Here is an 11932-nt window from a genome sequence, read left to right as displayed (position 1 = left end):
CAGCTACGCCCGGGTCAAGCAGCGACGCGCAACTCCGCGGCCGGCTTGACCGTCGCACGCATGGGCGCAGGCCGGGGCGCATAACGGACCGTCACCGGCCGGGTAGCAATCGCCGCTTCCGCCAAGGGGGAGCGGCCATGCAAGGCCGCCAAGACCTTGGCTCCGTTCGCCACCAGAGTTTCCCATATGACCACGCCGGCCACGCCAAGAACAAACAATGAAGCCAGCGTCACTAAGGCATTCAGCATTGGCGGGTGTTCCTTGCTTTGTTCGTCAACACTTCCCGATTCGTTTCGTTCCGAAATGGGCCGAAAAGCGTGCTTTATGGATGCATGTTCCTGCTTTGTTCGCTCGATGTCAAGCGCTCGGCGCAATTTAGAGCCCGAAGGCGTGCGCCTTGCACCGGGGTTGGCAACCCGCTAAAGGCGCCGCCTCAACCCGCATGGGAAGCAACATAACCCGGTGCACGCAGGAGCTTACGCTCACGAGTGTTCCCGCTTCTCAGAGGCTTAACCGGAAGGAGATATCCACCATGGCGACCACCGTCGTCACCATGCAGCAACTGCTTGAGGCCGGAGCGCACTTCGGCCACCAGACCCACCGCTGGAACCCGCGGATGAAGCCGTACATCTTCGGCGAGCGCAACGGCGTGCACATCATCGACCTATCGCAGAGCGTGCCGCTGTTCGCCCGGGCCTTGGACTTCGTGCAGCAGAGCGCGGCTCGTGGCGGCAAGGTGCTGTTCGTTGGCACCAAGCGTCAGGCGCAGGACGCGGTGGCCGAAGCGGCCCGGGCGTCGGGTCAGCATTTCGTCAATCACCGCTGGCTGGGCGGGATGCTCACCAACTGGAAGACCATTAGCAACTCAATCAAGCGCTTGAAGAGCCTGGAAGAGCAGCTGAGCGGCGACACCGCAGGCCTGACCAAGAAGGAAGTGCTGCAGCTGACCCGCGAGCGCGACAAGCTAGAGAAGAGCCTGGGCGGGATTCGCGACATGGGCGGGCTGCCCGACGTCATGTTCGTGGTCGACACCAACAAGGAAGAGCTGGCGATCAAGGAAGCCAACGTCCTGGGCATTCCCGTAGTGGCAGTGCTCGACTCCAATTCGAACCCGGAAGGGATCGCGTTCCCGGTACCGGGTAATGACGATGCCAGCCGTGCGGTTCGCCTTTACTGCGAGGCGGTTGCGGGCGCGGCCAACAGCGGCAAGACCGGCGGCGCGCAGGCGCGCGGGGAGGACATCGGCGAGATGGCCGAGCCGCCGATGGAAGCGGCGCTAGCTTAACCGTGCTGTGCTCCTGCTAAGACAGGAGCCCAGTCCTTACATCAAGAACATAGGGTCCCCGCTTGCTCAGGGGCACATCAGCATAGGATAGACAAATGGCTGAGATCACGGCCGCCAGCGTCAAGGAGCTGCGGGAGCGCACGGGCGCGGGCATGATGGACTGCAAAAAGGCGTTGGCCGAGAACAACGGCGAGATGGAGGCGTCGGTCGACTGGCTGCGCGCCAAGGGCCTCGCCGCGGCTGCCAAGAAGGCCGGCCGGACCGCTGCCGAAGGCCTGGTCGGCGTCGCCGTCGAGGGCCAGCGCGGAGCGGTCGTCGAAGTCAATTCGGAGACCGACTTCGTCGCCAAGAACGACCAGTTCCAGGGTTTCGTCCGCAACGTCGCGCAGCTCGCCCTGACCACGGGCGGCGAGGTGGAGTCGCTCAACAACGCAGCCTATCCGGGCGGCGGGACGGTCGCGGAAACGCTCACCAACAACATCGCGACCATTGGCGAGAATCAGTCCCTGCGCCGGGCCACGGTGCTCGAGGTGAGCGAGGGTGCGGTCGTGTCCTATGTGCACAACGCTGTCGCGCCCAATCTCGGCAAGATCGGCGTGCTGGTCGCGCTTGAGGGCTCGGCGCCGGCAGAGACGTTGCAGCAGCTCGGCAAGCAGCTGGCGATGCACATCGCCGCGGCCAATCCGCTTGCCCTCAACGCCGACGAGCTCGATGCCGAGCTGATCGAGCGCGAGCGGGCGATCGCTTCGGAGAAGGCCAAGGAGAGCGGCAAGCCCGCCAACATCGTCGAGAAGATGGTCGATGGCGCGATCGCCAAGTTCAAGAAGGAGAGCGCGCTGTTGAGCCAGCTGTTCGTCATGGACAACAAGACCCCGGTCAGCGACGTGGTCGCGCAGGCGGGCAAGGAAGCGGGCGCACCCGTGCACCTCAAGGCCTACAAGCGGTTCCAGCTCGGCGAAGGCATTGAGAAGGCGCAAATCGATTTTGCCGCCGAAGTCGCGGCGACCGCCGGCATCAAGAAGGACGAACCGGTCGCCTGATCGCCGTACCGCTTTGCAGGTTGGCAACGGGGCGGGTGCGCCATAGAAGCGCCTCCGCCCCGTTTCTCGTTCAGGATCCTGTCGCAATCATGACGCGCCCCCGCTTCAACCGCATCCTTCTGAAGCTGTCGGGCGAGGCGTTGATGGGTCCCGGCCAGTTCGGCATCGACCCCGATACTGTTGCCGGTCTCGCCGCGGAGATCGCTGCGGCCAAGTCCCTGAGCCATGAGCTCTGCCTGGTGATCGGCGGCGGCAACATCTTCCGCGGCATGGCCGCCGCGGCCAAGGGCTTTGATCGGGCGACAGGCGATTACATGGGCATGCTGGCCACCGTGATGAACGCGCTGGCGGTACAGAATGCGCTGGAAAAGGCGGGCGTCGACACCCGCGTTCAGTCCGCCATTCCAATGGCGTCCGTTAGCGAGCCCTACATCCGCCGCCGAGCGCTCCGGCACATCGAGAAGGGCCGGATCGTCATCTTCGCTGCGGGTACCGGCAATCCCTACTTCACCACCGACACCGCCGCGGCCTTGCGCGCGGCCGAGATGGGCTGTGATGCATTGTTCAAGGGGACCAGCGTCGATGGCGTCTACGACGCCGACCCCAAGAAGGTCGCCGACGCTCGCCGCTACGAACACCTCAGTTTCAGCCGCGTACTGGCCGACAACCTCAAGGTCATGGACGCGGCAGCGGTGGCGCTGTGCCGCGACAACGACATCCCCATCGTGGTGTTCAACATCCGCCAGCCGGGCAACCTTGCCCAGGTGCTGGCGGGCGAGGGCACCGCCACCATCGTCCAATCGGAGGAACCCTCACATGCCAGCCTATAACAAGGCCGATACTCAACGTCGGATGCAGGGCGCCGTGGATGCATTGAAGCACGACCTTGGCGGCCTGCGCACGGGGCGCGCCTCGACCGCGCTGCTCGATCCCATCCAGGTCGATGTCTATGGCTCCAACATGCCGCTCAACCAGGTGGCTACCGTGTCGGCACCCGAGCCGCGTCTGCTGAGCGTGCAGGTCTGGGACCGCTCCAACATGTCGGCGGTTGAGAAAGCGATCCGCAACGCCGGCCTGGGCATCAACCCGATCACCGACGGCCAGAACATCCGCCTGCCCATCCCTGACCTGACGGAGGAGCGCCGCAAGGAGCTCGCCAAGCTCGCCAGCCAGTATGCCGAAAAGGCCCGGATCGCGGTGCGCAATGTGCGCCGCGACGGCATGGATGCTCTCAAGCAGGATGAGAAGAAGCACGAAATTTCCGAAGACGAGCGCAAGCGGGCGGAAACCGAAGTGCAGAAGCTGACGGACGACACGATCAAGGATGTGGACGCGACTGCGGCGGCCAAGGAAAAGGAAATCCTTGGCAAGTGAGGCACGGCCGCCTCGAGCCTGTTCGGGACGGCGCTAGCGAGCCGGCCGTCGCCGTTCCCCGGCACGTCGCCATCATTATGGATGGCAACGGCCGCTGGGCCGAGCGCCGCCACCTGCCGCGCGTTGCCGGCCACCGGGCAGGCGCTGAGGCGGTTCGGCGGACCATGCAGGCCGCAGTCGACGCGGGCGTCGAGGTGCTCACCCTTTACGCCTTCTCTTCCGAGAACTGGCGGCGGTCGGTCGAGGAGGTTAGCGACCTTACAGGGCTGATGCGCTTTTACGTCGAGCGGGAGCTGGAAACCCTGCAGCGCGAGCAGGTGCGCTTGAAGCTGATCGGCGATCCCGGCGCCTTTGGTCCCGAGTTGTCGGGCAAGCTTCACGCGGCGCTGGAACGCACGGCGGCGAACAACCGGCTAACCCTGGTGGTGGCGCTGAACTATGGCTCGCAGGCCGAGATCGCGGGGGCGGCCCGCGAGCTTGCCCGCCGCGCGGTTGCGGGTGAGGTCACCCCGGAGCAGATCGACGAAGCCGCCCTCGCCGGGCTCCTCCAGACCCATGACCTTCCGCCGCTCGACCTGCTGATCCGCACCTCTGGGGAGGTCCGCCTCAGCAATTTCCTGCTGTGGCAGGCGGCCTATGCCGAGCTGGTCTTCACCGAAACGCTGTGGCCGGACTTCGACGAAGAGGCGTTCAAGGGAGCGCTTGCCGAATTCACGCGCCGGCAGCGGCGGTTCGGCGGCCGATGAGCGAAGTTGCTTTGCGCAGCGTCGCCGGGGTCGCGATGATCCTGGTGGCGCTTACGGCGGAATGGTTCGGGGGAACGGTGTTCGCGGTGCTGGTCGCGGCCGCCGCCACCCTGATGTATTATGAGTGGTCGCGGCTGGTGCGCGGCTGGGGCCTGGAGTGGCACGTCGGCGGCTTCTTCTACGCGTTGATTCCGGCGCTGGCCTTGCTGTGGGTGCGGGAGCGGGCGGGCCAGCCCATCGCCGACAAGGGGTTTGCACTGGTGATCTGGGCGTTCATCGTCACCTGGGCGACCGATATCGGCGCCTTCTTCGCTGGCCGTCATTTCGGCGGACCTAGGCTCGCGCCGAGCATCAGCCCGGCCAAGACGCTGTCGGGCGTTGCCGGGGGCGTTGTGGCCGCCACCGTAATGGCTGGCGTATGGGCCGTCATCACCGGCGTTCATTGGGCCTGGCTGCTGCTGGCGCCGCTCTTCTCCTTGTCGGCGGTGGCCGGTGACCTGTTTGAAAGCTGGCTCAAGCGCCGGGCCGGGGTGAAGGACGCAGGCGCGATCATCCCGGGGCATGGCGGCGTGCTCGATCGCCTGGACGGCCTGGTGCCGGTCGCGGTGCTGACGGGCGGAGCCGTGCTCGTAGGGCTGGCGTGACCCGCAAGATCGCCATCCTCGGCGCGACCGGCTCCATCGGGCGCTCGACCCTCGACCTCATCGAAGCCGCGCCCGACCGCTTCGAGATCGTCGCACTGACCGCCGCATCCAATGTCGAGCAGCTGGCGGAGGATGCCGAGCGGACGGGCGCGCGCCTGGCGGTGGTAGCGGACGAGGCTCTGTTGCCGCAGTTGCGCGAGCGGCTGTCCGGCACCAATATCCACGCCGCCGCCGGTCCCGCGGCGCTTGCCGAAGCCGCGGCTGGGGAGGCCGACTTGGTCATGGCCGCGATCGTCGGCTGCGCGGGCCTGGCGCCGGTGATGGCGGCGGTGCAGGCCGGCAAGACGGTGGCGCTCGCCAACAAGGAAGCCCTGGTCACCGCCGGCGCGCTGATGCTCGACGCCGCAACCCGCCACGGCGCCACCCTGCTGCCGGTCGACAGCGAACATAACGCGATCTTCCAGTGCCTTGCCGGCCAAGATGCCCATCGCGTGGCAAGATTGATCCTAACGGCCAGCGGCGGACCGTTCCGCTGTTCAACGGCAGAGGAAATGGCCAATGTCACCCCCGCCGAGGCCGTGGCGCATCCCAACTGGTCGATGGGCGCGAAGATCTCCGTCGATAGCGCCACCATGATGAACAAGGGGCTGGAGCTGATCGAAGCCCACTACTTGTTCGGTCTTCCGGGCGAGCGGATCAACATCGTGGTGCATCCCCAGTCGATCGTGCACTCATTGGTCGAGTTTGCCGACGGGTCGATGCTTGCCCAACTCGGGCCGTCGGACATGCGGGTGCCCATCGCCCATGTGCTGGCCTGGCCCGAACGCATGGCCACCCATGTCGAGCGGCTCGACCTGTTAGCAGCCGCGCGGCTGGACTTCGAGGCGCCTGACGAGCTCCGCTTCCCGGCCTTGCGGCTGGCGCGGCAGGCACTGGACGCGGCGCGCTCCGCTCCGATCGTCCTGAACGCCGCCAACGAGGTCGCGGTGGCAGCGTTCCTGGCGGGGGCCATTCACTTCCCGGACATCGCCGCAACCGTAGAGCGCGCGCTCGATACAATGGACGAACCGGCACCGAACTCGATCGAAGAGGTGATCGCACTGGACCTGCAAGCGCGCGGCGTAGCCGACCGAATGATCGCAGAGCTGGCGGCATGATCCTGGAGCAGCCGCCGCTGTGGCTCATCCTGCTGGCCTTTCTCGCAGCCTTGGGACCGTTGGTCTTCATCCACGAGTTCGGCCACTACATAGTCGCGCGCTGGTTTGGGGTGGGCGCCGAAACCTTTTCCATCGGCTTTGGCCGTGAGGTGGCTGGCTGGACCGACAAGCGCGGCACCCGTTGGAAGGTCGGCTGGCTGCCGCTTGGCGGCTACGTCCGCTTCGCCGGCGACATGGACCCGGCCAGCATGGGCAAGGACCTCGACAAGCTGCCGCCTGCCGAGCGTGCGCGGGCGTTCCATGGCAAGCCGGTCTGGCAGCGCTTCCTGATCGTGCTGGCCGGTCCGTTGGCCAACTTCCTGCTGGCCATCGCGATCTTCGCGGCGTTCTTCGCCACGGCCGGTAGGCCGACCACGCCATCGATCGCGGCCCAGGTCGTTCCGGGCAGCGCTGCCGAGCGGGCGGGCCTCAGGCCGGGCGACCGAATCGTGACCATGAACGGGCGATCGATCGAGCGGTTCACCGACATCGCCAACTACACGCTGCTGCGCCCGGGTGAGCCCGTGCTGATCGAGGTTGAGCGGCAGGGCGAGCGGTTGGCGCTCCCGGCGCGGCTCGACAGTGCGGTTGAGAAGGACCGCTACGGCCAGACCTTCCGGATCGGACGGCTGGGCATCGCTAATCCCTCTCCCACCTACGAGCGGGTCGGCGCGGCGCGGCTGCTTCCCGCTGCCGTCGAGGCCACGGCCGATACGACGCGGGCCATGATCGACGGCTTGGGGCAGATCATCACCGGGCGGCGGCCGGTTTCCGAACTGCACGGGCCGATGAAGATGGCGCAGATCGCCGGGCAGGTGGCGTCACTCGGCTTTTTCCAGTTCGTGCAGCTGGTGGCGCTGTTCTCGATAAACCTTGGGTTCATCAACCTCTTGCCAGTTCCGATGCTCGATGGCGGTCACCTGGCATTGTACACCGTGGAAGCGGTGCGCCGGCGACCGTTGGGTGAACGGGCGCAGGAATGGATTTTCCGCGGCGGGCTGGCGGCCCTGATGACCCTGCTGCTGTTCACCACGCTGAACGACCTTGGCTCCTTCGGACTGTGGCAGCAGCTCGGGCGGCTGATGGGGTGAAAACTTGATCGGTGTGCTCGCTTGGGGCAGGGGCGGGCGGCACTTCCTCGAAGGTCGCAGGACCATGGAATGTTTCACAATAGGGCGGGGACGCGCGTGATTGCCAATTCACAACGGAATACCAGCCGACGCCTGAGCGCGGCTTTGCTGCTCGGCACGGTGCTTGGCGGGTGGGCGGCACCGGCGGTGGCGCAAACGCAGCCGGCCGATCCGCTGGCACCCGCGACCGGGCAGCCGGCGCAGACCGCGCCTGCAACGACCGAGCAATCGGCTCAGACCGCGCCTGCAAGGACCGAGCAGCAGGCACAGACGGCGCCGGCAACGACCCAGGCTCCGTCCGCCACTCCGGCTCCGACTGCCACCCAGTCTCCGCCGACTTCGCAAGCGCCGACCACGACCCAAGCTCCGGCAGCTCCCGCGCCAGGTCAGGCTCAGCCGTCAACCGCTCCGGCGACCACGCCGGCGCCGGCGGTGACGCGGACCATCCGCTCGGTTGCCGTGCGCGGGGCCGAACGGCTTGAGCCCGAAACGGTGCGGTCCTACGCCAACCTCAATCCGGGTGCGGAGTATACGGCGGAGACGCTCGACCAGTCGCTCAAGGAACTATACGCGACCGAGCTGTTCGCGGACGTGCAGATCACCGGCGGCGAGACCGGCAATCTCGTGATCCAGATCCGCGAGAACCCGGTGATCAACCGCATCGTCCTGGAGGGCAACAAGCGGATCAAGGATGATAAGATCCTGCCGGAGATCAAGCTTGCGCCGCGGCAGATCTTTACCCGCTCCAAGGTGCGTTCGGACGTCGACCGGATCATCGAACTGTACAAGCGTCAGGGCCGCTTCGCCGCACGGGTGGAGCCCAAGGTGGTGCAGCTGGACCAGAACCGCGTCGATCTGGTGTTCGAGATCAACGAGGGCGCGCTGTCCAAGGTGCGCGCGATCAACATCATCGGCAACGAGCAGTACAACGACGACCGGCTGCGCAAGGAGATGTACACGCGCGAGGCGGGCGGCGTGCTCGGCTTCCTGAAGTCGAACGACACCTATGATCCCGACCGGCTTGCTGCCGACCAGCAGAAGCTTCGCGCCTTTTACCTGACGCAGGGCTATGCCGACTTCCGCGTCGTGTCGGCATTGGCCGAACTGACGCCCGATCGCCGCGATTTCGTCATCACCTACGTCGTCGAGGAAGGGAACCGCTACAAGTTCGGCGAGATCGGCGCGGAAAGCGCCATTCGCGACCTGTCCACGACCACCATCAACAATGTCGTCAACATCAAGAGCGGCGACTGGTTCGACGCCAAAGCCGTGGAGGACGCGGTCACCCGGCTAAGCGAGGTCGCGGGAACGCTCGGCTACGCCTTCTCCGACATCGATCCGGCCTACGAGCGGAACGCCGAGACCCGGACGATGGACATCATCTTCCGGGTGAACGAGACGCCCCGAGTGTATGTCGAGCGCATCGACATACAGGGCAATACCGTGACCCGCGACAAGGTTGTCCGGCGCGAGTTCCGGTTGAACGAGGGCGACGCCTTCAACGCGATCAAGCTCAAGCGCAGCCAGGATCGAATTCAAAGCCTTGGGTTCTTCCAGGAGAACCTGGAGGTCAAGCAGAACCAGGTCGCGCCCGACCGGGTGGCGCTCGCCGTGGACGTCGAGGAGAAGTCGACCGGACAGCTGTCGCTGTCGGCCGGTTATTCCAGCCTGGAGCGGTTCATCATCTCTGCGGCGGTTGCCCAGAACAACTTCCGCGGCATGGGTCAGGAACTCAACGCCTCGATCAATTATTCGCGTTATTCCCGGTCCATCCAGCTGGGCTTCACCGAGCCGTACCTGTTTGATCGCCAGATCCTGTTTGGCGGCGACGTCTACCGGCAGGATCTCAGCAGCTTCAACTATAGCGGCGGCGAGCGTAACACGACCTACAGCCAGCTGCGGACGGGCGGGAGCCTGCGCCTGGGCTTCCCGGTCAACGAGTTCATCACGCTGGGTACCCGCTACACGCTGAACCGCGACAACCTGTCGCTCGACCGCGACCTGTTCTTCTCCGACACAGACGATGACGGCGACGAGGAATGCGATCCGGATGTGGCCGGCACGTACCTGTGCGATCAGCTAGGTACGCGCACCACTTCCTTGATCGGCTACTCGGCGGTGTTCGACAACACCAACGGCATCCGCGCCACCCGCGGCCAGCGCCTGGTGTTCAGCCAAGATTTCGCAGGACTTGGCGGCGACACCCGCTACGTGCGTACCCGCGCGGACGGAACCAAGTTCTGGGGCTTCGGCGGCGGCTTCGTCCTCTCGGCGCATGCCGAGGGCGGCTACATCCACCCGCTAGAATCGTCCCCCGGACCGGGCCGCGACGCCATCCGGATCACCGACCGCTTCTTCGGCCCGCAGCTCCGCGGGTTCGACCTGCGCGGCATTGGCCCACGGGTGCAGCGCCGGATCTACGAGGACGCCACTACCCTGTCAGACGAAACCCGGGTCACCGACGCGCTGGGCGGCCGGGCCTACTACATGGGCCGGGTCGAGCTGGAGCTGCCGGTGTCTTCCGGCCTCCGAGGCTTGGGCATCCGGCCCTCCGCCTTTGTCGATGTGGGATCGGTGTTCGCGCTCAAGGCGCCGAACCTGGCCAATCGGCCAGGTGTGTGCTCCTACCCGCTGCCGCCGGTGACCACCCCGCCAACGGTTCCAGCCCCGACCCCGACTCCGCCGGTGGTGCTGGAGCCCGGCCAGACCTGCGCGCAGTTCGCGGGAAGCACCTATGTCGCGAATTCGGGCTATCGCGAGTTCTTCCTCGGCGACTCACCCAAGCCGCGCCTATCCGTGGGCGTCGGGTTCAACTGGACTTCGCCATTCGGCCCACTGCGGATCGACCTCGCCAAGGCCCTGCTGTCGCAGGAAGGCGACGACACCAAACTCTTCTCCTTCAACGTAGGAACTCAATTCTGATGACCAACAAGCTGCTTCTTGCCGCCCTTGCCGCGACCGCCGTTCTTCCCGGCGCCGCCCAGGCCCAGCGCGCTCCGGGCGCTACGGTGGTGGTGATAGACACCGACCGCGTGTACCGCGAGTGCACCGCATGCCGCGGAGCCCTGACGCAGTTGCAGAGCCAGGCGCAGAGCCTGCAGAGCCGCCAGCAAGCGCTGGCCGCGCCGTTGACCACGGAAGGCCAGCAGATTCAGACGGCGATAAATGCGCTGAACGGCAGGCAGCCCGATGCGGCGCTGCGCACGCGCATCCAGGCGTTCGAGACCCGCCGTGAGCAGGCCGCGCAGGAGGTGGCCCGTCTACAGCAGAACATCCAGTCGACGCAGGTCAACGTCCGTCGCCAGATCGATGCACGCATGGAGCCCATCATCAACCAGGTCATGACCGCGCGCGGCGCGAACGTGGCAGTGGACAGCAACGCTACTTTGGCGGCGTCAACCGCGATCAACGTCACCAACGACGTGCTCGCTCGCTTGAATCAGCAACTGCCCAGCGTCAGCGTCACGCCGCTGCCGCAGAACCAGCAGCAGCAGACGCAAGGGCGCTAAATGGTGGATGGCGGCAGCCCGGCTAGCGAGGCGACCGGACCGCTGGACGTCCGGCGCGTCATGGCTGCGCTGCCGCACCGCTACCCCATGCTGCTGGTCGACCGGGTCGAGCGGCTGGACAAGGACCGTTCGATCACCGCGACCAAGGCGGTGACGATCAACGAAGGCTTCTTCGCGGGTCATTTCCCCGGTCGCCCGATCATGCCTGGTGTGCTGATCGTGGAAGCGCTTGCGCAGGCAGCCGGCGTGCTGGCGGTGGAGAGCCTGGGCCTCGCGGGTTCGGGCAAGCTGGTCTACTTCATGGCGATCGACGGCGCCAAGTTTCGGACCCCGGTCGAGCCCGGCTGCCTGCTGACCCTGGAGGTCGAGTTCGTGCAGAAGCGCTCCAGCGTGTGCAAGTTCGCGGGCCGCGCGCTGGTCGAGGGCAAGCTGGTGGCCGAAGCGAACTTCACGGCAATGATCGCGGATCCGCCGCAGGGCTGAGCGCCCAGCCGCCGCCGCCGGTCGGGCGGACGCGGAAGACCCGCTCGAACCCGCCATGCGTGAGGATCTCGTCCGGCTGCGCTTCGACGACGATTGCGCCGTCGTCCATCAGGATCGCCCGGTCGAACGCGCCCAGCAGCGACAGGTCGTGCAGCGCAAGCAGCACTGCAGATCCCGCATTGGCCGCTCGCCGCAGGATGGCCAGCGTCCTGAGCCCCCAATAGGGATCGAGGTTGGACAACGGCTCGTCGAGCAGCAGGGCGGCCGGCTGCTGCGCCAGCACCCGGCCGATCAGCACCCGTGCCCGCTCGCCGGTGGACAACCGGTCAGCTGGACGATCAGCCAAGGCCCCGAGCTCGAGCTCGCCGATGATCTCCGCGATCCGGTCGGCGTCTGGTCGCTCCAATCCCAAGCGAATGACGTCGCGGGCAGCGATGGGCCAGACCAACTCGCGGCTGGCGGGCAGGTAGGCCAGCAACTGCCGACGCCGTGCCGGCGTGGCGGACGCCAGCGCCTCGCCAGCGA

13 protein-coding genes are annotated in these 11932 nt (G+C 66.3%); 11 read left to right on the top strand and 2 right to left on the bottom strand.

What is annotated here, in order from left to right; translation table 11 throughout:
* Nucleotides 1-14: 14 nt before the first annotated feature.
* On the bottom strand, nucleotides 15-374 hold the full coding sequence (locus tag QZX62_RS04700; protein WP_294172540.1) for a hypothetical protein: 360 nt from the start codon (nucleotides 372-374) through the stop codon (nucleotides 15-17).
* Between the two features lie 158 nt (nucleotides 375-532).
* Between QZX62_RS04700 and rpsB the strand changes: the two genes are divergently transcribed.
* The 11 genes from rpsB (at nucleotide 533) to fabZ (ending at nucleotide 11407) form a co-directional block, all read left to right on the top strand.
* Nucleotides 533-1285 (top strand): 30S ribosomal protein S2, encoded by a 753-nt coding sequence (rpsB, locus tag QZX62_RS04695; protein WP_294172538.1) that lies wholly within the window; start codon nucleotides 533-535, stop codon nucleotides 1283-1285.
* Between the two features lie 95 nt (nucleotides 1286-1380).
* Nucleotides 1381-2325, top strand: a complete 945-nt coding sequence (gene tsf / locus QZX62_RS04690; RefSeq protein ID WP_294172537.1) for a translation elongation factor Ts — start codon at nucleotides 1381-1383, stop codon at nucleotides 2323-2325.
* 89 nt (nucleotides 2326-2414) lie between these two features.
* The gene (pyrH, locus tag QZX62_RS04685; RefSeq protein WP_294172536.1) at nucleotides 2415-3155 is read left to right on the top strand and encodes a UMP kinase; all 741 of its coding nucleotides are present in this window, start codon (nucleotides 2415-2417) and stop codon (nucleotides 3153-3155) included.
* Nucleotides 3142-3699 carry a ribosome recycling factor gene (gene frr / locus QZX62_RS04680; RefSeq protein WP_294172535.1) on the top strand — a complete coding sequence of 186 codons (558 nt, stop codon included), beginning with the start codon at nucleotides 3142-3144 and terminating at the stop codon, nucleotides 3697-3699. The genes pyrH and frr overlap by 14 nt, the downstream gene beginning before the upstream one ends.
* A 77-nt stretch (nucleotides 3700-3776) precedes the next feature.
* Nucleotides 3777-4445 (top strand): polyprenyl diphosphate synthase, encoded by a 669-nt coding sequence (gene uppS / locus QZX62_RS04675; protein ID WP_294172543.1) that lies wholly within the window; start codon nucleotides 3777-3779, stop codon nucleotides 4443-4445.
* Nucleotides 4442-5089, top strand: coding sequence for a phosphatidate cytidylyltransferase (locus QZX62_RS04670; protein WP_294172534.1), 648 nt, complete (start codon nucleotides 4442-4444; stop codon nucleotides 5087-5089). The genes uppS and QZX62_RS04670 overlap by 4 nt, the downstream gene beginning before the upstream one ends.
* Entirely contained in the window at nucleotides 5086-6246 is a 1161-nt protein-coding gene (locus QZX62_RS04665) for a 1-deoxy-D-xylulose-5-phosphate reductoisomerase (RefSeq protein ID WP_294172532.1), read from the top strand. The genes QZX62_RS04670 and QZX62_RS04665 overlap by 4 nt, the downstream gene beginning before the upstream one ends.
* Nucleotides 6246-7376 (top strand): RIP metalloprotease RseP, encoded by a 1131-nt coding sequence (rseP, locus tag QZX62_RS04660; protein WP_294172542.1) that lies wholly within the window; start codon nucleotides 6246-6248, stop codon nucleotides 7374-7376. Before QZX62_RS04665 ends, rseP begins: the two co-directional genes overlap by 1 nt.
* A gap of 69 nt (nucleotides 7377-7445) precedes the next feature.
* On the top strand, nucleotides 7446-10337 hold the full coding sequence (bamA, locus tag QZX62_RS04655; RefSeq protein ID WP_294172530.1) for an outer membrane protein assembly factor BamA: 2892 nt from the start codon (nucleotides 7446-7448) through the stop codon (nucleotides 10335-10337).
* Nucleotides 10337-10924 (top strand): OmpH family outer membrane protein, encoded by a 588-nt coding sequence (locus tag QZX62_RS04650; protein WP_294172527.1) that lies wholly within the window; start codon nucleotides 10337-10339, stop codon nucleotides 10922-10924. Before bamA ends, QZX62_RS04650 begins: the two co-directional genes overlap by 1 nt.
* Nucleotides 10925-11407 (top strand): 3-hydroxyacyl-ACP dehydratase FabZ, encoded by a 483-nt coding sequence (fabZ, locus tag QZX62_RS04645; protein ID WP_294172525.1) that lies wholly within the window; start codon nucleotides 10925-10927, stop codon nucleotides 11405-11407.
* Here the strand turns inward: fabZ and QZX62_RS04640 are convergent.
* Nucleotides 11373-11932, bottom strand: a 560-nt coding sequence (locus tag QZX62_RS04640; RefSeq protein ID WP_294172522.1) for an ABC transporter ATP-binding protein, incomplete at its 5' end; no start/stop codon positions are given. The genes fabZ and QZX62_RS04640 overlap by 35 nt on opposite strands.

This window comes from uncultured Sphingomonas sp., assembly GCF_902806265.1.
GTDB lineage: Bacteria > Pseudomonadota > Alphaproteobacteria > Sphingomonadales > Sphingomonadaceae > Sphingomicrobium.
The sequence above is the reverse complement of the archived record's forward strand: the minus strand, read 5'-3'. Positions and strand labels throughout refer to the sequence as shown.

Excerpts from the sequence above, each read along its gene's own strand:
- rpsB (WP_294172538.1), top strand. The coding sequence starts at position 533 with ATGGCGACCACCGTCGTCACCATGCAGCAACTGCTTGAGGCCGGAGCG.
- tsf (WP_294172537.1), top strand. The coding sequence starts at position 1,381 with ATGGCTGAGATCACGGCCGCCAGCGTCAAGGAGCTGCGGGAGCGCACG.
- pyrH (WP_294172536.1), top strand. The coding sequence starts at position 2,415 with ATGACGCGCCCCCGCTTCAACCGCATCCTTCTGAAGCTGTCGGGCGAG.
- frr (WP_294172535.1), top strand. The coding sequence starts at position 3,142 with ATGCCAGCCTATAACAAGGCCGATACTCAACGTCGGATGCAGGGCGCC.
- uppS (WP_294172543.1), top strand. The coding sequence starts at position 3,777 with ATGGATGGCAACGGCCGCTGGGCCGAGCGCCGCCACCTGCCGCGCGTT.
- QZX62_RS04670 (WP_294172534.1), top strand. The coding sequence starts at position 4,442 with ATGAGCGAAGTTGCTTTGCGCAGCGTCGCCGGGGTCGCGATGATCCTG.
- bamA (WP_294172530.1), top strand. The coding sequence starts at position 7,446 with ATGTTTCACAATAGGGCGGGGACGCGCGTGATTGCCAATTCACAACGG.
- QZX62_RS04650 (WP_294172527.1), top strand. The coding sequence starts at position 10,337 with ATGACCAACAAGCTGCTTCTTGCCGCCCTTGCCGCGACCGCCGTTCTT.
- fabZ (WP_294172525.1), top strand. The coding sequence starts at position 10,925 with ATGGTGGATGGCGGCAGCCCGGCTAGCGAGGCGACCGGACCGCTGGAC.